Origin of the sequence: Mycobacterium sp. H4Y (assembly GCF_000364405.1) — a bacterium.
In the GTDB taxonomy this organism is placed as follows: domain Bacteria; phylum Actinomycetota; class Actinomycetes; order Mycobacteriales; family Mycobacteriaceae; genus Mycobacterium; species Mycobacterium intracellulare.
In genome coordinates this window covers 463,554-482,265 of sequence record NZ_AKIG01000002.1, presented here as the reverse complement: position 1 = coordinate 482,265, position 18,712 = coordinate 463,554, and the positions used below count along the sequence as shown (strand labels likewise).

19 protein-coding genes are annotated in these 18,712 nt (G+C 70.7%); 13 read left to right on the top strand and 6 right to left on the bottom strand.

The window, feature by feature from the left end:
- Positions 1-43: 43 nt before the first annotated feature.
- Genes rfbD through W7U_RS16060 form a run of 3 tightly spaced genes read left to right on the top strand, consistent with a single transcriptional unit; the run spans position 44 to position 2,904 of the window.
- Entirely contained in the window at positions 44-943 is a 900-nt protein-coding gene (gene rfbD / locus W7U_RS16070) for a dTDP-4-dehydrorhamnose reductase (protein ID WP_036429461.1), read from the top strand.
- Positions 936-1,826 (top strand): glycosyltransferase family 2 protein, encoded by an 891-nt coding sequence (locus W7U_RS16065; RefSeq protein ID WP_008259824.1) that lies wholly within the window; start codon positions 936-938, stop codon positions 1,824-1,826. The genes rfbD and W7U_RS16065 overlap by 8 nt, the downstream gene beginning before the upstream one ends.
- A 1-nt stretch (position 1,827) precedes the next feature.
- A complete protein-coding gene (locus W7U_RS16060; RefSeq protein WP_008259820.1) occupies positions 1,828-2,904 on the top strand; it encodes an NDP-sugar synthase in 1,077 nt (358 codons plus the stop codon).
- A 54-nt stretch (positions 2,905-2,958) separates the two neighbouring features.
- Here the strand turns inward: W7U_RS16060 and W7U_RS16055 are convergent, their stop codons facing one another.
- From W7U_RS16055 to cofD, 4 genes are read right to left on the bottom strand one after another with little or no spacing between them, the layout of a single operon-like run.
- On the bottom strand, positions 2,959-3,504 hold the full coding sequence (locus W7U_RS16055) for an NUDIX domain-containing protein (RefSeq protein WP_036429596.1): 546 nt from the start codon (positions 3,502-3,504) through the stop codon (positions 2,959-2,961).
- Positions 3,501-5,099 (bottom strand): class I SAM-dependent methyltransferase, encoded by a 1,599-nt coding sequence (locus W7U_RS16050; protein ID WP_008259807.1) that lies wholly within the window; start codon positions 5,097-5,099, stop codon positions 3,501-3,503. The genes W7U_RS16055 and W7U_RS16050 overlap by 4 nt, the downstream gene beginning before the upstream one ends.
- Positions 5,100-5,127: 28 nt before the next feature.
- On the bottom strand, positions 5,128-6,498 hold the full coding sequence (locus tag W7U_RS16045; protein ID WP_085976854.1) for a coenzyme F420-0:L-glutamate ligase: 1,371 nt from the start codon (positions 6,496-6,498) through the stop codon (positions 5,128-5,130).
- Positions 6,499-6,529: 31 nt separating this feature from the next.
- Complete coding sequence (gene cofD, locus W7U_RS16040; RefSeq protein WP_008259805.1) at positions 6,530-7,531, bottom strand: 2-phospho-L-lactate transferase; 1,002 nt, start codon at positions 7,529-7,531, stop codon at positions 6,530-6,532.
- A 389-nt stretch (positions 7,532-7,920) separates the two neighbouring features.
- Between cofD and W7U_RS16035 the strand changes: the two genes are divergently transcribed.
- On the top strand, positions 7,921-8,259 hold the full coding sequence (locus W7U_RS16035) for a WhiB family transcriptional regulator (protein ID WP_014380966.1): 339 nt from the start codon (positions 7,921-7,923) through the stop codon (positions 8,257-8,259).
- Positions 8,260-8,275: 16 nt separating this feature from the next.
- Here W7U_RS16035 and W7U_RS16030 read toward each other — a convergent pair whose 3' ends face one another.
- Positions 8,276-8,698, bottom strand: coding sequence for a metallopeptidase family protein (locus tag W7U_RS16030; RefSeq protein WP_008259803.1), 423 nt, complete (start codon positions 8,696-8,698; stop codon positions 8,276-8,278).
- Between the two features lie 201 nt (positions 8,699-8,899).
- On the opposite strand from W7U_RS16030, the gene W7U_RS16025 reads away from it, so the two are divergent.
- From W7U_RS16025 to manA, 4 genes are all read left to right on the top strand, one after another.
- Positions 8,900-9,346 carry a DUF3499 domain-containing protein gene (locus tag W7U_RS16025; protein ID WP_197538618.1) on the top strand — a complete coding sequence of 149 codons (447 nt, stop codon included), beginning with the start codon at positions 8,900-8,902 and terminating at the stop codon, positions 9,344-9,346.
- A gap of 82 nt (positions 9,347-9,428) precedes the next feature.
- The gene (locus tag W7U_RS16020) at positions 9,429-10,826 is read left to right on the top strand and encodes a phosphomannomutase/phosphoglucomutase (protein ID WP_008259801.1); all 1,398 of its coding nucleotides are present in this window, start codon (positions 9,429-9,431) and stop codon (positions 10,824-10,826) included.
- Complete coding sequence (locus W7U_RS16015) at positions 10,823-11,935, top strand: hypothetical protein (protein WP_008259800.1); 1,113 nt, start codon at positions 10,823-10,825, stop codon at positions 11,933-11,935. Before W7U_RS16020 ends, W7U_RS16015 begins: the two co-directional genes overlap by 4 nt.
- An 8-nt stretch (positions 11,936-11,943) precedes the next feature.
- Positions 11,944-13,170, top strand: a complete 1,227-nt coding sequence (gene manA / locus W7U_RS16010; protein WP_008259799.1) for a mannose-6-phosphate isomerase, class I — start codon at positions 11,944-11,946, stop codon at positions 13,168-13,170.
- A 3-nt stretch (positions 13,171-13,173) separates the two neighbouring features.
- Here manA and W7U_RS16005 read toward each other — a convergent pair whose 3' ends face one another.
- Positions 13,174-14,640 carry an oxidoreductase gene (locus tag W7U_RS16005; RefSeq protein ID WP_231504902.1) on the bottom strand — a complete coding sequence of 489 codons (1,467 nt, stop codon included), beginning with the start codon at positions 14,638-14,640 and terminating at the stop codon, positions 13,174-13,176.
- A 99-nt stretch (positions 14,641-14,739) separates the two neighbouring features.
- Here W7U_RS16005 and W7U_RS16000 point away from each other — a divergent pair, with 99 nt between their 5' ends.
- From W7U_RS16000 to W7U_RS15980, 5 genes are all read left to right on the top strand, one after another.
- The gene (locus W7U_RS16000; RefSeq protein WP_008259797.1) at positions 14,740-16,257 is read left to right on the top strand and encodes an amino acid permease; all 1,518 of its coding nucleotides are present in this window, start codon (positions 14,740-14,742) and stop codon (positions 16,255-16,257) included.
- 102 nt (positions 16,258-16,359) lie between these two features.
- Positions 16,360-17,607, top strand: coding sequence for an alkane 1-monooxygenase (locus W7U_RS15995; RefSeq protein ID WP_008259796.1), 1,248 nt, complete (start codon positions 16,360-16,362; stop codon positions 17,605-17,607).
- Positions 17,604-17,783 carry a rubredoxin gene (locus W7U_RS15990; RefSeq protein ID WP_008259795.1) on the top strand — a complete coding sequence of 60 codons (180 nt, stop codon included), beginning with the start codon at positions 17,604-17,606 and terminating at the stop codon, positions 17,781-17,783. Before W7U_RS15995 ends, W7U_RS15990 begins: the two co-directional genes overlap by 4 nt.
- Complete coding sequence (locus W7U_RS15985; RefSeq protein ID WP_008259794.1) at positions 17,780-17,965, top strand: rubredoxin; 186 nt, start codon at positions 17,780-17,782, stop codon at positions 17,963-17,965. Before W7U_RS15990 ends, W7U_RS15985 begins: the two co-directional genes overlap by 4 nt.
- A gap of 77 nt (positions 17,966-18,042) precedes the next feature.
- Positions 18,043-18,639, top strand: coding sequence for a TetR family transcriptional regulator (locus W7U_RS15980; protein ID WP_014712267.1), 597 nt, complete (start codon positions 18,043-18,045; stop codon positions 18,637-18,639).
- Positions 18,640-18,712: the final 73 nt, after the last annotated feature.

Sequence of the window (18,712 nt, the reverse complement as noted above, 5' to 3'; positions counted from 1 at the left end):
CCGCGCTTTTCTGGGCTTCGCCGGGCCATGCCAAACTCGAACCATGTCAGGCAGGATCGTGATCGCCGGCGCCGGTGGGCAGCTGGGCGGCTATTTGAGCTCGCTGGCGGCGGATCAGGGCCGGGAGGTCCTGGCGCATTCGTCGTCGCAGTGGGACATCACCGACCCCGCGGCCGCCGAACGGATCGTGCAGCGCGGTGACGTGGTGATCAACTGCGCGGCCTACACAGACGTCGATGGCGCCGAGACCGACGAGGCGGGCGCCTTCGCGGTCAACGAGGCCGGTCCCGGGCACATCGCGCGGGCCTGCGCGCGGGCCGGCGCCCAGTTGATCCACGTCTCCACCGACTACGTCTTCGGTGGCAATTTCGAAGGCGACTTCGGCGGCGCCGCACCGCGACCGTACGAGCCCAGCGACCAAACCGCGCCGCAGGGCGTGTACGCCCGCAGCAAGGCCGCGGGGGAGCGGGCCGTCCTGGCCGCGCTGCCCGAGGCGGTCGTGGTCCGCACCGCCTGGGTCTACACCGGCGGCGCCGGCAAGGATTTCGTCGCCGTCATGCGCCGGCTGGCCGCCGGGGACGGCCCGGTGGACGTGGTCGACGACCAGACCGGCTCGCCGACCTACGTCGGCGACCTGGCCGCCGCGCTGCTGCAGATCGTCGACGACCGCGTGCCCGGCCCGATCCTGCACGCCGCCAACGAGGGAGCGGTATCGCGGTTCGAGCAGGCCCGCGCCGTCTTCGAGGAATGCGGCGCCGACCCGGCGCGGGTGCGTCCGGTCGGCACCGACCGCTTTCCCCGGCCGGCGCCGCGACCGGCCTACTCCGCGCTGTCGGGTGGCCAGTCCGCGGCGGCCGGGCTGCGGCCGCTGCGGCCCTGGCGCCCCGCGCTTGTCGCGGCCCTGGCCGCGGCCGATCGACCGTTACCCTCTACGCGTGACTGACGTGCTGCCGGTCGTGACGGTGACCTACTCGCCGGGCCCGCATCTGGAGCGCTTCCTGGCCTCGCTGTCGCTGGCCACGGAGCGGGAGGTGTGCGTGCTGCTGGCCGACAACGGCTCCACCGACGGCACCCCGCAGGCGGCGGTCGATCGCTATCCCAACGTGCGGCTGTTTCACACCGGAGCCAACCTCGGCTACGGCACCGCGGTGAATCGCGCCGTCGCGCAGCTGGACCGCGACGACGAGTGGGTGATCGTGGCCAATCCGGACGTGCAGTGGGGACCGGGCAGCATCGACGCCCTGCTGGACGCCGCATCGCGCTGGCCGCGCGCCGGTGCGCTGGGCCCGCTGGTCCGCGATCCCGACGGCTCGGTGTATCCGTCGGCGCGGCACCTGCCCAGCCTGATCCGCGGCGGCATGCACGCGGTCGTCGGGCCGTTCTGGAAAACCAACCCGTGGTCGGCGGCGTACCGCCAGGAGCGGCTGGAGCCCAGCGAGCGCCCGGTGGGCTGGCTGTCGGGGTCGTGCCTGCTGGTGCGGCGGTCGGCGTTCGGCCAGATCGGCGGGTTCGACGAGCGCTACTTCATGTATATGGAGGACGTCGACCTCGGCGACCGGCTCGGCAAGGCGGGCTGGCTGTCCGTCTACGTGCCGTCGGCGGAAGTCCTGCACCACAAGGGCCACTCCACGGGCGGGGACCCGGCCAGCCACCTCGCCGCCCATCACAAGAGCACGTATATGTTTCTGGCCGACCGGCATGCCGGTTGGTTGCGCGCGCCGCTGCGCTGGGCGCTGCGCGCCTCGTTGGCGGTACGTTCCCGCCTGATGGTGCGCAGCGCGGTGCGCGCGTCGGGCCGGGCGAAACTGGTAGAAGGGCGACACTGAGGTGGGAACTCCGCAAGTCGACGTCGTGATCCTGGTCGGCGGCAAGGGCACCCGGCTGCGGCCGCTGACGCTGTCGGCGCCCAAGCCCATGCTGCCCACGGCCGGACTGCCGTTCCTCACCCATCTGCTGTCGCGGGTCGCCGCGGCGGGCATCGAGCACGTCATCTTGAGCACGTCGTATCGGGCCGGCGTCTTCGAGGCGGAGTTCGGTGACGGCTCAAAGCTGGGCCTGCAGATCGAATACGTCACCGAGGAGAGCCCGCTGGGCACCGGCGGCGGCATCGCCAATGTCGCCGGCCACCTGCGGCACGACACCGCCATGGTGTTCAACGGCGACGTGCTCTCCGGCGCCGATTTGGGCCAGATGCTCGACTTCCACCGCGCCCAGGAATCCGACGTCACCCTGCACCTGGTGCGGGTGGGCGACCCGCGGGCCTTCGGCTGCGTGAGCACCGAGGACGGCCGGGTCACCGCCTTCCTGGAGAAGACGCAGGATCCGCCGACCGACCAGATCAACGCCGGCTGCTACGTGTTCTCGCGCCGCGTGATCGACCGGATCCCGCGCGGCCGTGAGGTTTCGGTGGAGCGCGAGGTGTTCCCCGCGCTGCTTTCCGATCCCGGCGTCAAGGTCTGCGGCTACGTCGACGCCAGCTACTGGCGCGACATGGGCACCCCGGAAGACTTCGTCCGGGGATCGGCGGATCTGGTGCGCGGCATCGCGCCGTCTCCCGCCCTGCATGGCCACCGCGGCGAGCAGCTGGTGCACGACGGCGCGGCGGTGTCGCCGGGCGCGGTGCTGATCGGCGGGACCGTGGTGGGGCGCGGCGCCGAGATCGGGCCCGGCGTCCGGCTGGACGGCGCGGTGGTCTTCGACGGGGCCAAGGTCGAGGCGGGCAGCGTCATCGAGCGCTCGATCATCGGGTTCGGCGCGCGCATCGGCCCGCGGGCGCTGATCCGCGACGGGGTGATCGGCGACGGCGCCGACATCGGCGCGCGGTGCGAACTGCTGCGCGGCGCCCGGGTGTGGCCCGGTGTCTCGATTCCCGACGGCGGGATCCGCTACTCGTCCGACGTCTGAAGGCCGTTCCCGACGAGTGCCCGGCTAGCCGGGCACTCGGCTGCGAATGTGCGGCTAGCCGGGCGCTCGACCGAGCGCCCGCGACACCAGGTACGCCAGCGCGTGATCGGTGCCCTCCGGCAACTCGTCGGCGGGCCACCAGCGCAGGTCCTCCGACTCGTCGCTGATCGCGATCCGCGCGCCGGCCGGCGCGTGCGCCACGAACTGCAAATCCAGATGCCGGGTCGGCACGCCCAGCGAGCACACCACCGGGTGCACGTGCACGGCCGCCAATTCGGGCTCGATCCGCAGCCCGTCGACCCCGGACTCCTCGGTGGCCTCGCGCAACGCCGCGGCGACGATGTCGGCGTCGTCGTCGTCGCAATGGCCGCCCAGCTGCACCCACCGGCCCAGGCGGCAATGCAACGTCAGCAGCACCCGGTCGCCGGCGTCATCGAGCACCAGCGCCGAGGCGGTGACATGCCCCGGCACACACTCGCGGCGGCACGCGTCGTCGCGGGCCGCGACGAACGCCAAGACGGCGTGCCGCAACGAATCCTGGCCCGCGTCCGGGGGTTCCCAGCCGGACAGGGTCGCGATCACCGATTCCCGCAGGCTCACCGGGTGCCCCGCCGTTTCCTGCGATCGGCCAGCGATGCCCACGCCCCCCGGCATTCCGCCACCGTCTCGGCCGGCAGTCCCAGCCCGTCGATCAGCACGCGACGGTCGACGAGGTCGAGCGCCTTGTCGATCTCGCCCGCCTTCAACAGCAGGTCCACATCGACGGCGAGGTCGGGATCGGCGTGTGCCGGCGCGGGGATGGGCAGCTGCTCGGCCTCGCGGGGTTCGAGTTCCAGCACGCCCCCGCCGTAGCTGCGGCCCATGATCTCGGCGAAGGCGAACGTCACGCTGTTGTGGAACACCGCGGCCAGCGCCGCCGGGTCGACGGGGTCCTCACCGGACAGGCGCACCCGATGCACGGTGTCGGTACTCACCGCGCCCACACCGTTGACGGTCAGCCGCGGCGCCCGGTGAATCTGGCGCAGCAGGAACAGATCCGGCGCCCACAGCGACGGCGTCCGCCACCACGGCGTGCGGATCGAGCACTTGTAGCCGCGGTGCACGCCGGCGGCTTCCCCGGCGCGGATGTGGGCGATCAACGCGGGGTCCGCGGGATCGCGGGGCGAGTTGAGCAGCCAGCCGCGGTGCCCGGCCGCGACATCGCTTGCCCGGCAATCGGTGTCGTAGACCAGCCCGGACAGCTGGGCGCTGCGCGATACCAGCGGGACGCAGTGCGGCCGCAAACCCAGCTGCGCCGCCTGCGCGTCGGTCAGGGTGAAGAACGCGTTGCGCCCGGTCACGATGCCGACGTCGACCTCGGCAACGGACCCGAGCGGGAGCAACGCGCCGGAGCCCTTGAGCGCGCGCAGCAGCCGGATCGCGGCGGGGTCCAAAAAGTACTTGGTCCACTTCTCGTTTTCGTGCAGCAGCGCCGGCGCCCACTCGCCGTCGAGGTCCGCCCGCGCCAGCGCGTCGGCGTCCGGCAGGTGCACGGTGCGGATGCGGGCGGGGCCGGACCCGGCCGTGTCCCTTATGCCGCAGAACAGCACGACCTCCTGCAGGATGCCGTCGAACACCAGGCGCTGGAAGGTCAGCAGCGTGATGTCGCGGAATCGGCTCACCAGAAAGTCGCGTAACGGCGCGGCGTAGGTGACCTGCAGCAGCTCGGCCGGCAGCACCAGACCCACCCGCCCGCCGTCGCGCACCAGCAGTGTGGCGGCCACGACGAACGGCACCCACGCGTTGGTCAGCCTGGTCGGGCGCAGGCCCTCGCGGCGCATCAGCTCCAGGGCGGGGTCGCGGTGCTGCGACGCCCAGTTGCCGAACCGGATGTAGGGCGGATTGCCGGCGACCCCGTCCCAGCCGCCGGCGCCGGCCGCGGCGGCGCGGGCCATCCAGGTGAACAGGCTGTCGGTGTCGACGGGCGCGAACCGGCGGGCCTTGGCCGCCTCGCGCGCGATCAGCTCGACGCCGTGGGCCCGGTCGCTGAGCGCGGCCAGCTCGCGCAGGATCGCGCCGTCACCGCAGGAGGGTTCGACGATCTTGGGGCCGGCCTCGCGAACCCAGCGGGCCAAAAAGCGCGCCACCGGCGCCGGGGTGTAGTAGCCGCCGCGGACCTTGTCGGCCGAGGCCGCCGCCTTGCCCGCGAAGTTCATGGGCTTAGTATCTCGGAAAAGCGACGGCTCACTTGCGGATCAGCAGGTCCCCGGGATCCGCGGCGTCGCGCGGGCCGGCGGGCTCGGCGGCGTAGCCGATGGCGATGGCGCCCAACGGCTCCCAGTCGGCGGGCAGGTCGAGCTCGGCGCGCACCAGGTCGGCGGCGAAGATCGTCGACCCGATCCAGCAGCTGCCCAGCCCGCGCACCGCCAGCGCGACCAGCAGGGCCTGCACGGCCGCCCCGACCGCGACGGTGAACATGGTGTGCTCGGCGTCGGTGCGGGCGGCGTCCGGATAGGAGTGGGCGCCGTCGGGAACCAGGATCGGGATGACGACTTCGGGCGCGTCGTAGAGGATCTGGCCGCGCGCCACCCGGCGCTCGATGGCCTCGGCGGGCCTGCCGTCGCCGGCAAGGTCGCTGCGCCACTTGTCCTTCATGCGGTCCAGCAGCCGCGCCCGGGTGCCCGGGTGCTGCAGCCAGACGAACCGCACCGGGCGGGTGTGGTGGGGGGCCGGCGCGGTGAGGGCCTCGGCGACGGCCGCCTCCACCAGATCGGCCGGGACCGGCTCGGCGCTGAACCGGCGCACCGATCGGCGCAGCAGCTGCGCCTCGCGGCGGCCCAGGTCGATCGCCTCGGCCGTGCCGAGCCAGAACAGGTCTTCGGTGCCGGGCCGCAACAAGTCCCGCGCCGTCGAGCCGTCGTCGGTCACGGACAATCCGCGCACCACCGCCACCGGCATCGCGGTCAGTTTGCCCTTGACCAGGTCGGCGGCCGCGGCGATCTCGTCGGCGATCGCGACCTCGGTGACCAGCAACTCGTTGCCGTGCTGGTCGAGCGCCCCCGAATAGCCGTGCAGCACAGCCAGACCCGCGGCGCCCACCGCCGCGTCGGTCTGGCCGTTGCGCCAGGCGCGGCCCATGGTGTCGGTGATGACGACGGCGACCTCGACGCCGAGCCGCTCGCGCAGCGCGGCGCGCAGCGTGGCGGCGCTGCCGTCCGGGTCGACGGGCAGCAGGGCCAGCTCGTCGCGCCCGACGTTGGAGCCGTCCACGCCCGCGGCGGCCTGCACCAGCCCGATCCGGCTCTCGGTGATCAAGGTCTTGCCCTTGCGGGCCAGCACGCGAACGGCCTCGTCGTCGACCAGCTTGCGCCGCAGTCGATCGCGCTCCTCCGGGTCGCGGGGCGCCGGCACCAGCCGGCCCTCGCATTTGGACACCGCCTTGCTGGTGACCACCACGACGTCGCCGTCGCGCAGCCACGGCGCGGCCGCGGCGACGGCCGCGCCCAGATCGTCGCCCGGCCGGAATTCGGGCAGCCCGGCGACGGGCAGGATCTCGATCGCGGCGGCGGTGCCGTGCTCGCCGGGGGAGGGGGTCACGGCGCCGCTCCTCCGCATCGCTTCGCTCTGAATCGTCGCCGGCGGCGGGTCAAAACGCCACCCCCGCCAGCTCCAGCCCGGCGCGGACCATCTCGGCGGTCGCCTCGGGGTCGGTCATCACCAGCGGCACCGAGCGCACTGCGACGCCCTCGATGTCGGCGCCGTCGCCTTCACTCACCAGCCAGCCATCCAGGATGCCGGTGCCCCGACGCGCGCCGTAGTGGCGGCCGACGGCCTCGGCGGTGGACTCGACGCCGATCACCGACAGGCAGGCATCGGCCATGCCGCGCAACGGCTTTCCACCGATGATCGGCGAGTAGCCGACGACCGGGGCCTTCGCCGCCCGCAGCGCGCCGCGAACGCCGGGGACCGCCAGGATGGCGCCGACGCTCACCACCGGATTCGACGGGGCCAGCAGGATGACGTCGGCCTCGGCGATGGCCGCTGTGGCTTCGGTTGTGGCCGCTGCCTTTTCGGCGCCCACGAAGGCGAAGCTATGGGTGGGCACCTGGGCGCGGTAGCGCACCCACCATTCCTGGAAGTGGATGGCCCGCCGGCTGCCGTCGTCGGGATCGGTTATCACCACGTGCGTCTCGCAGCGGTCGTCGGTGAGGGGCAGCAGCCGCGCGCCCGGCTGCCAGCGGTCGCACAGCGCCGTGGTGATCTGTGACAGCGGATAGCCGGCGTTGAGCATCTGGGTGCGCACCAGGTGGGTGCCCAGGTCGCGGTCGCCGAGTCCGAACCAGTCCGGCTGCACCCCGTAGCGCGCCAATTCCTCTTTGGCGTGCCAGGTTTCGTTGCGGTGCCCCCACCCTCGCTCCGGGTCGACACCTCCACCTAAGGTGTACATGCAGGTGTCCAAATCGGGGCAGACTCGCAGTCCGTGGATCCAGGCGTCATCGCCAACGTTGACGATCGCCGTCAGCTCGTGACTGCCGGCTTTCGTGTCTGGACGCCCTTGCGTGTGAAACTGACCCAGCCCGAACAACTGTTGAATCCCCAGCAGGAAGCGGGCGCCGCCAACCCCACCGACCAGGACGGTGACCTTCACTTGAGCCTCACACAGCACGACAGTACTGCCCGGCGAGCGTGCGGTGGTGGGCCCGTCGGGCCTGCCTCAAAGTCCGGGCTCCCCACGACTTGTGGGGAAGTTGTGAGCTATGTGATCAACACGCCGACGGCCCAAAGCAACAGAAACGCCGAAATTCGATCACGAGATGGTATGGAAATGCGCCGAAGTGCTTGACCCGGCAGATCAACCCGTGTCTAATCACATCAGTGTCATTTCCCGGTTGGCCGGCCGACTCCGGTGTCGCAGACCGAGATTCGATCACTTGTTCGAATTGTCTGTACATCAGAACAGTGGGAAATCAATCACTCTTTCTCAATCAAGCTGAGGAGGCGGACGACCGTATGTCTTACGAAACTTTTCGGGGCGCAATGGCGAGCACGCCGCACACCCCGATCGACTCGGCGCCGGCCCGACCCGCCCGGCCGCATTTGACCGTGGTTCCTGATGCGCCAGGCGCATTCGAGCCCGAGCCGTTGCCGGCGCCCGTCGCCGACCAGTGGCAGGACCGGGCGCTGTGCGCCCAGACCGACCCCGAGGCCTTCTTCCCGGAAAAGGGTGGTTCCACCCGCGAGGCCAAGAAGATCTGCCTGGGCTGCGAGGTGCGTCACGAGTGCCTCGAGTACGCCCTCGAGCATGACGAGCGCTTCGGGATCTGGGGCGGTCTCTCCGAACGCGAGCGCCGCCGCCTCAAGCGCGGCATCATCTAACAGCCGCGCACCGTCGTTATTCGTCGTCGATCGTCGGATCGATGACCGATGGCTCAACGTCGAGATAGATGGCGACCTGGGCCACCAGGATTTCGTGCAGCAAGTCGCCGAGTTCGATGGTGTCCTTCGCCCGTCGCTCAATTGGCTTGCGGAACAAGACAATTCGCGCCCGCGTGGAGTTGCCGCGGATGTCGACACCGGCCGGGATCAACCGGGCCAGGGGAATCGGCCCGTCGGCGATCACCTCGGCCGGCCACTGCACGCTGTCGGGATCCTTGGCCGCGATCCGCGGAATCTCATCGACCGCCACGTCGAGGTCGGCCAGCCGGTCCTGCCAGCTCCGCTCGATGGGCTCGTAGGCCTCCAGCACCGCCATGTCGAACCGCTCGGCGCGGCTGCGCCACCCCGGCACGCTGGGGGGCAGCAACGCCCCGCGCATCTCGCGACCCCGGCGGAACCGTCGATGGCCGGCCGGCCGGCGCGGAGCCGATCCGTCCGAAAACCGATCTCTTCGCGGGAAGCTGCGCGAATCGCCGCGGGATTCACTCATTGGGCCGATGGTAACGGTTGGACATCGGCGGCCGTCCGGTTGCGCGTGTCCGGCGCTTCGGCGGCGTTTGCGCACGATAGCCTTTCGAGCGTGAACGTTCCCCGTCGCTGTTGCCGGCCCGGGTGCCCGCACTACGCCGTGGCGACCCTAACGTTCGTCTATTCGGACTCGACGGCAGTCGTCGGCCCGCTGGCGACCGCTCGGGAACCGCACTCCTGGGATCTGTGCGTCAACCACGCCGGCCGCATCACCGCCCCCCGCGGATGGGAGCTGGTGCGCCATGCCGGCCCCCTGCCCACCCACCCCGACGAGGACGACCTGGTCGCCCTGGCCGACGCCGTCCGCGAAGGAGGTTCGGGGGATCGCGGCGCGCCGTACGGCGGCGGCCCAACGCCCGTGAACGGCTTCGCCGACCCGCACCTCCATCACGGCGGCACCCAGGCCACCGCGCCCAGCAGCAGCGTGCTCGCCCCGCCGGAGCATCGGTCCGGAAGGCGCCGCGGGCACCTGCGCGTGTTGCCCGATCCCAGCGACTAGGCGAATCCGCCCGCACCGCGGCTCGTGTTCTCTTCGGCCCGATAGGCTGACGGCCAAGAGTTCACGTCGTCAGGAGTCCCGCATGTCTCGGCCCGCCGCGACTGTCCACCGTGTCGTCAAGGCGTACGACGTGCGTGGTCTAGTCGGCGAAGAGCTCGACCAGCCGCTGGTCACCGATCTGGGCGCAGCCTTCGCCAGACTGATGCGCGCCGAGGGCGCCCGCCAAGTCGTGATCGGCCACGACATGCGCGACAGTTCGCCCACCCTGGCGGCCGCCTTCGCCGCCGGCGTCACCGGCCAGGGCCTCGACGTCGTGCGTGTCGGTCTGGCGTCCACCGATCAGCTCTACTTCGCCTCCGGGTTGCTGGACTGCCCCGGCGCGATGTTCACCGCGAGCCATAACCCCGCCGCCTACAACGGAATCAAGCTCTGCCGGGCGGGGGCCAAACCGGTCGGCGCCGAGAGCGGATTGCGCGTCATCGCCGACGACGTCATCGCCGGCGTGCAGGGCTACGACGGCCCACCCGGCACCGTCTCCGACCGCGACGTGCTGGCCGACTACGGGCAGTACCTGCGGTCCCTGGTGGACACCTCGGGGCTGCGCCCGCTGCGCGTGGCCGTCGACGCCGGCAACGGCATGGCCGGCCTGACCACCCCCGCGGTGCTCGGCCCGATCGGCTCGATCACGTTGTTGCCGTTGTACTTCGAGCTCGACGGCTCCTTCCCCAATCACGAGGCCAACCCGCTCGAACCCGCCAATCTGGTCGATTTGCAAAATTTCGTCCGCGCCGTCGGTGCTGATATAGGGCTGGCCTTCGACGGGGACGCCGACCGCTGCTTCGTGGTCGACGAACGCGGCAACCCCGTGTCGCCGTCGACGGTGACCAGCCTGGTGGCCGCGCGCGAGCTGGGCCGCGAGATCGGCGCGACGATCATCCACAACGTGATCACCTCGCGCGCGGTGCCCGAACTGGTCAGCGAGCGCGGCGGCACACCGCTGCGCTCGCGGGTGGGCCACTCCTATATCAAGGCGCTGATGGCCGACACCGGCGCGATCTTCGGCGGCGAACATTCGGCCCACTACTACTTCCGCGACTTCTGGGGCGCCGACTCCGGGATGCTGGCCGCGCTGTACGTGCTGGCCGCGCTCGGCGAGCAGGACCGCCCGCTGTCCGAGCTGACCGCGGACTACCAGCGCTACGAATCCTCCGGCGAGATCAACTTCACCGTGGCCGACGCCGCGCAGTGCACCGAGGCGGTGCTGAGATCGTTCGGCACCCGCATCCACTCCCTCGATCACGTGGACGGCGTGACGGTCGACCTGGGCGACGGCAACTGGTTCAACCTGCGCAGCTCGAACACCGAGCCGCTGCTGCGGCTCAACGTGGAGGGCCGCACCGCCGAGGACGTCGGCGCCGTGGTCGCCCAGATCAGCGCCGAAATCGCCGCGCAGACCCCGCGCGCGGAGGCCGCCCCGTGAACGCCACCCAGGCAATCGATCTCGAAGACACCGACGGCCTGCTGACCGCCGACCGCGACGGCCTGCTGCGGGCGGCGTCGTCGGCCGGCGCGCAGGTGCGTGCGATCGTCACCGCGGTCGAGGAGGGCGCGCTGGACCCGTTGCGCGCCGAGGACCGGCCGCGCAGCGTGATCTGGGTGTCGGGCCGCGGCACCGCCGAGACCGCCGGGGCGATCCTGGCCGCGACGTTGAATTCGGTGGCGTCCCAGCCGTTCACGCTGGCCGGCGAGGCACCCCCGTGGGTGGGGCCGCTCGACGTGCTGATCGTCGCGGGCGACGACCCCGGCGACCCCGCGCTCGTCGCCGCCGCCGCGACCGGGGTGCGCCGTGGCGCGCGGGTCGTGGTGGCCGCGCCCTACGAGGGTCCGTTGCGCGACGCCACGGCCGGGCACGCGGCGGTGCTGGCGCCCCGGCTGGGGGTTCCCGACGAATTCGGGCTGTGCCGGTATCTGGCCGCCGGGCTCGCCGTGGTGCACGCCGTCGACCCACGGCCCAGCGTGGACCTGGCGTTGCTCGCCGACGAGCTCGACGCCGAGGCGCTGCGCAACAGCGCTGCCCGCGAGCTGTTCACCAATCCGGCCAAGCTGCTGGCCGCGCGCATCGCCGACCGCCAGATCGCGCTGGCCGGCGACGGCGCCGCGACGCTGGCCCTGGCCCGGCACGGCAGCTCGGTGCTGCTGCGGATCGCGAACCAGGTCACCCCGGCCACCGGGCTGGCGGACGCGGTGGTCGCCCTGCGCGCCGCGGCCTCGTCCGGTTTCGGGGGCGCCATCGCCGATCCGGACGCCGCCCTGTTCCACGACGAGGAGATCGACGGGCCGCTGCCGCCGCGGCTGCGGGTGCTGGCGATCATCCTGGCGGCCGAGCAGACCGTGGTGGCCGCCCGGACGGCCGGGCTCGACGACGTGTACCTGCTCGCCGCCGAGGATGTGCCCGACGGTCCCGGCGGCTCGGCCGGCTCCGGTGTTTCGCCTGCGCTGGGGGGTCCCGGTCGCGTCGAGCAGCAGCTGGCAGTATTAGCCGTCCGGCTGGAGATGGCCGCGGTTTACATGCGACTGGTGCGGGGATAAATAGAACAGTGGAACTGCTTCGCGGGGCCTTGAGAACGTACGCGTGGGGTTCGCGTACCGCGATCGCCGAGTTCACCGAACGTCCGGTGCCGGCGGCGCATCCGGAGGCCGAGCTCTGGTTCGGCGCCCACCCGGGCGACCCGGCCTGGCTGGAAACCGACAACGGTGAGATCACGTTGCTCGAGGCGCTCGACGCCGACCCCGAGGGCCAGCTCGGCCCCGGGTCGCGGGCCCGCTTCGGGGACGTGCTGCCGTTCCTCGTCAAGGTGCTGGCCGCCGACGAGCCGCTGTCGCTGCAGGCGCACCCGAGCGCCGCGCAGGCGGCCGAGGGCTACCTGCGCGAGGAGCGGGTCGGCATCCCGCTGACCTCGCCGGTGCGCAACTATCGGGACACCTCGCACAAGCCGGAGCTGCTGGTGGCGCTGCACCCGTTCGAGGCGCTCGCGGGCTTCCGCCAGGTGTCGCGCACCGTCGAGCTGCTGCGGGCCCTGGCGGTCTCCGACCTCGACCCCTTCATCGATCTGCTGAACGACCAGTCCGACGCCGACGGCCTGCGCGCGTTGTTCACCACGTGGATCACCGCCCCGCAGCCCGACATCGACGTGCTGGTGCCCGCCGTGCTGGACGGCGCGATCGCGTACCTCAGTTCGGGGGCAACCGAATTCGCGGCCGAGGCCAAGACGGTGCTCGAGCTCGGCGAACGCTATCCCGGCGACGCCGGTGTGCTGGCGGCGTTGCTGCTCAACCGCGTCAGCCTGGGACCGGGTGAGGCCATCTTCGTCTCCGCCGGCAACCTGCACACCTACCTGCGAGGTTTCGCGGTGGAGGTGATGGCCAACTCCGACAACGTGTTACGGGGTGGGCTGACCCCCAAGCACGTCGACGTGCCCGAGCTGCTGCGGGTCCTGGACTTCGCGCCCACCACCGAGGAGCAGTTGCGGCCGCACATCCGCCGCGAGGGCTTCGGGCTGATCTATGAGACGCCGACCGACGAGTTCGCCGTCGCGCTGCTGGACCTCGAAGACGAGTACGTCGGCCACGAGGTGGATGCGACGTGCAGCCACGACGGCCCGCAGATCCTGTTGTGCATCCAGGGTTCCACGACGGTGCACGGCAAGTCCGGCTCGCTGACGCTCAAGCGGGGGATGGCCGCGTGGGTGGCGGCCGACGACGCCCCGATCCGGCTGGTCGCGCACGAGCCGAGCAAGTTGTTCAGGGCGACGGTAGGGCTGTAGCGGCTAGGACTGATGGTGGCGACCCGCAGCGCCCGGCTGGTGCCGAGCGCGGCGACCCGCTTCGCCCGGCTCCGCCGCGCTTGCGGTCGCCGCGGCCGCGTTTGCGGTCGCCACGCGCCGCTGCCTGACCGCCTGACGACGCTCGCCTAACCACAGGCGCGCGTTGTGCGCGATGGCGCGGCCGATGATCCGCGGCGGCGGCACCATGTAGAGGCTGTCCAGCAGGGAGAACCGGCGCAAAAACCATTCCGCCAGAACGGGTTCGGTTTCGGCGGCGCCGAGGAATTGGTCGAACAGCGCGCCGGAGGGCCGCCACCACCAGGGAATCGGCCCCTTCGTGCCGGCGTGGTGGAAGGTGATGTCGCCGATGGCGTTCATCATCCACACCGGGAAGGTGCTCCTGGCGGTGGCGCGGTGCAGCGTCGCGGCGAGTTGATCGTCGGGGCCTTGCAGCGCGCGGCGCAGATGGCCGGCCTGCAGGGAGGTCATCGTCATGCCCTGGCCGAAGGTCGGATTGAAGCTGGCCACCGCGTCGCCGAAGGCGATGATGCCGCCGGGGAAGCGCTCCAGTTTGTCGTAGCGGCGCCACCGGCTGGCCGGGAACGCGTGGAAGGCCGGATCGCCTAGCGGCTCGGCCTGTGCCAGCGCCACGCTGAAGCGGCCCGGAAGCAGCTGCCCGGCCAGACCCAGCATTTCGGGAAACGTTCTCGGCGGTTTGACGTCGGCCACGCCGAACGTGGTCAGGACCCAGGTGCCGTCCTCGTAGCACAGCATGCCCAGCCCCAGGGACTGGTCGTGGGAGGCGCCGGCGACGACGACCTTCTCTGCGATCAGCCCGTCGGGAATGCGGAACTGCTGGGTGGCGTAGTTGATGCCGATGTCGACGGCCTGTTCGACGGGGCGCGCAAAACCCCACTGCGCCAACCACACCGGCAGCCGGGTACCCCGCCCCGCCGCGTCGACGACGAGGTCCGCGCCGACGAATTCCGGCTCCCCGCCGTCGGGATCGGCCGGATCCACCAGCGCACCGGTCACCCGTTGTCGCGCGGGGTCGAACCGCGGTTCGGCCACCGAGCGCCGCACGATGGTGACGTTGTCGAGGTCGTGAACCCGTTTGCGCAACTGCCATTCCAGGTGCGGCCGGCTCGGCACGTAGGCGGTGAATTCGTCGCGCAGGGTTTGCCCCGTGCCCAGGACGTGGCCCGCCGCGCCGAGGTGGATGCAGTCGGGCCGGTTCTTCAGCTTCGGCACGCCCGCGGCCACCATGTCGTCGAGCAGGCCGGGAAAGAGGTTCTCGAATTCGATCGCGCCGCGCGCCATCAACATGTGCAGGTGCCGGTCCTGGGGGACCGTCGCCCGGTTCGCCGGGAAGGCCGGCAACTCGTCGCGCTCGTAGACGGTGACCCGCGAATACGCGTCCGACAGCACCCGCGCGGCGCACAGCCCGGCGATGCTCCCCCCGATGACCAGCGCGTGGTCCCGCGCGTCTGCTTTGCTGTCCGGCATCTGGGGGGAGTACCCAGTACTGTGTCGGACCAATGGCTCCCAGCGTTGGGAAAGGGCGGTTGCATGGCCAATCGGTGGCGCACGAAGTCGGTGGAACAGTCGATCGCCGACACCGACGAGCCGGACACCAAGTTGCGCAAGGACCTGACCATGTGGGACCTGGTCGTCTTCGGCGTCGCGGTGGTGATCGGCGCCGGCATCTTCACGGTCACCGCGTCGACGACCGGCGACATCACCGGGCCGTCCATCTGGCTGTCGTTCGTGATCGCGGCGGGCACCTGCGCGCTCGCGGCGCTGTGTTACGCCGAGTTCGCCTCGACGCTGCCGGTGGCCGGTAGCGCCTATACCTTCTCGTATGCGACCTTCGGTGAGTTCTTGGCCTGGATCATCGGCTGGAACCTGCTGCTGGAATTGGCGATCGGCGCCGCCGTGGTGGCCAAGGGCTGGTCGAGCTACCTGGGCACCGTGTTCGGGTTCGCCGGTGGCACAGCCGAATTCGGATCGGCCCAGGTCGACTGGGGCGCGCTGGTGATCGTCGCGGGGGTGGCGACGCTGATCGCGTTGGGCACCAAGCTGTCGTCGAGGTTCTCCGCGGTGGTCACCGGCATCAAGGTGTCGGTCGTGCTGTTCGTCGTGGTGGTCGGGGTCTTCTACATCAAGCGCGCCAACTATTCGCCGTTCGTTCCCAAACCGGAGGCCAGCAGCGAGGCCAAGGGCATCGACCAATCGGTCTTGTCGTTGCTGACGGGGGCGCACAGCAGCCACTACGGCTGGTACGGCGTGTTGGCGGGGGCGTCCATCGTCTTCTTCGCGTTCATCGGATTCGACATCGTGGCCACCATGGCCGAGGAGACCAAGCATCCGCAGCGCGACGTCCCCCGCGGGATCCTGGCGTCGCTGGGCATCGTGACCCTGCTCTACGTCGCGGTCGCGGTCGTGCTGTCGGGCATGGTGTCCTACACGCAGCTCAAGACGGTCCCGGGCCGCGGGCAGGCCAACCTGGCGACCGCCTTCACCGCGAACGGCATTCACTGGGCCAGCAAGATCATCTCGATCGGCGCGCTCGCGGGGCTGACCACCGTGGTGATGGTGCTGATGCTCGGCCAGTGCCGGGTGCTGTTCGCGATGGCGCGCGACGGGCTGTTGCCGCGCTCGCTGGCCAAGACCGGTTCGCGGGGCACCCCGGTGCGGATCACCGTGCTGGTCGCCCTGGTGGTGGCCGTGACCGCTTCGGTGTTCCCCATCACCAAGCTCGAGGAGATGGTCAACGTGGGCACGCTGTTCGCGTTCGTCCTGGTCTCCGCCGGCGTGATCGTGCTGCGCCGGACCCGGCCGGACTTGGAGCGCGGTTTCAAGGCGCCGTGGGTGCCGCTGCTTCCGATCGCCTCGATCGCGGCCTGCGTGTGGCTGATGCTCAACCTCACCGCGCTCACCTGGGTCCGGTTCGGGGTCTGGCTGGTGGTCGGCACGGCGATCTACGTCGGCTACGGCTACCGGCATTCGGTGCAGGGCGAGCGGGAGGCGGTGGCGCCCGAGCCGAGCGACTCGCTCGAGGCGGACCCGAACAGCCCGGTGCCGTAGCGGCGGCGGGTTTACAAAATCATGGTGTTTGTCTAGACAGGAGACGCAAACGCCGGTATTGTCCAATCTCAACGTGGTGTGACTCACAAGGAGGTTGGGCAGATGACCACACTCGAACCGCAGGTAGAACAGGCAGCCGGCGCGCCCGCGTGGCGGGACAAGAAGCGCCGACTCTGGCTGATGGGGCTGATCGCGCCGACGGCGTTGTTCGTGATGCTGCCGCTCGTCTGGGCGCTGAACCGGCTCGGCTGGCACGCCGCCGCGCAGGCGCCGCTGTGGATCGGGCCGATCCTGCTCTACGTCCTGCTGCCGATCCTGGACCTGCGCTTTGGGCCCGACGGGCAGAACCCGCCCGACGAGGTGATGGAGCGCCTCGAGAACGACAGGTACTACCGCTACTGCACCTACGCGTTCCTGCCGTTCCAGTACCTCAGCGTGGTCTTCGGCGCCTACCTGTTCACCGCGTCGAACCTGAGCTGGCTCGGCTTCGACGGGCCGCTGGGATGGGCGGGCAAGCTCGGCGTGGCGCTGTCGGTCGGGGTGCTGGGCGGCGTCGGCATCAACACCGCCCACGAGATGGGCCACAAGAAGGATTCGCTGGAGCGCTGGCTGTCCAAGATCACGCTGGCGCAGACCTGCTACGGCCACTTCTACATCGAGCACAACCGCGGCCACCACGTGCGGGTCGCCACCCCGGAGGATCCCGCGTCGTCGCGCTTCGGGGAAACCTTCTGGGAGTTCTTGCCGCGCAGCGTCTTCGGGAGCCTGCGCTCGTCGCTGCGGCTGGAGGCCCAGCGGATTCGCCGGCTGGGCAAGAATCCCTGGAACCCCCTCACCTACCCGTCCAACGACGTGCTCAACGCCTGGGCCATGTCGGTGGTGCTGTGGGGGATCCTGATCGCGGTCTTCGGGCCGGCGCTGATCCCGTTCGTGATCGTCCAGGCGGTCTTCGGCTTCAGCCTGCTCGAGGCGGTCAACTACCTCGAGCACTACGGCCTTCTGCGGCAACAGAATTCGAGCGGCCGCTACGAGCGGTGCACCCCCGCGCACAGCTGGAACTCCGACCACGTGGTGACCAACCTGTTCCTGTATCACCTGCAGCGGCACAGCGATCACCACGCCAATCCGACGCGGCGCTACCAGACGCTGCGCAGCCTGGACGGCTCGCCCAACCTGCCCAGCGGGTACGCGTCGATGATCTCGCTCACGTACTTCCCGCCGCTGTGGCGCAAGGTCATGGACCACCGGGTGCTGGCGCACTACGACGGTGACATCACCCGGGTCAACATCCAGCCGCGGCTCCGCGAGAAGCTGCTGGCGCGCTACGGGGCCCAGGAGGCCCGCGCATGACCGCCTACCGCTGCCCAGGCTGCGACTACATCTACGACGAGGCGAAAGGCGCTCCGCGGGAAGGCTTTCCGCCGGGCACGCCCTTCAGCGACATTCCCGACGACTGGTGCTGCCCCGATTGCGCGGTGCGCGAGAAGGTCGATTTCGAAACCAGCCCGATAGGAGTGAACCGATGAGCGAGGACTACAAGCTTTTCGTCTGCGTCCAATGCGGATTCGAGTACGACGAGGCGAAGGGGTGGCCGGAGGACGGCATCGCGCCCGGAACCCGGTGGGCCGACATCCCGGAGGACTGGAGCTGCCCGGATTGCGGCGCGGCCAAAACCGACTTCGAGATGGTGGAGATCGCCCGTTCGTGATTCCTTCGGCCGCCACCGCCAGTAGCGAAAGAGCCGATTTCGGCTCGCGAGCCACTATTGTCGCGCCTGTGAAGCGGATGCCGTACGCCGAGGCGTCGCGCGCCCTGCTGCGTGACTCGGTGCTCGACGCGATGCGCGAGGAGCTGCTGGCCCGGGACTGGTCGGCCATCACCCTGTCCGACGTGGCCCGCGCCGCGGGCATCAGCCGGCAGACCATCTACAACGAGTTCGGCTCGCGGCAGGGGCTGGCGCAGGGGTACGGCCTGCGCCTGGCCGACCGCCTGGTCGACGCCGTCAACGCCGCGCTGGGTGCCCACGTCGGCGACATCTATGCGGCGTTCCTGCAGGGCTTCCGCGACCTGTTCACCGAGCTGTCGGCCGATCCGCTGGTGATCTCGCTGCTGACCGGCGTCGCCAAGCCGGACCTGCTGCAGATCATCACCACCGGCAGCGCGCCCATCATCACGCGGGCCTCCGAGCGGCTGACCACTGCGCTCACGCACAGCTGGGTGGCCACCAGCGACGAGGATGCCGGTGTGCTGGCGCGCGCCATCGTGCGGCTGGCGCTGAGCTATGTGTCGATGCCGCCCGAGGCCGACCACGACGTGGCCGCCGACCTGGCGCGGCTGATGACCCCGTTCGCCGAGCGGCACGGCGTCGTCAAGGTTCCCTGAACGTTCCCTGGCCCGTGCGGCGCGCGGGCGCACGACTACAGTGGCGCAAGAACATACCTAAGCTAATTACCGC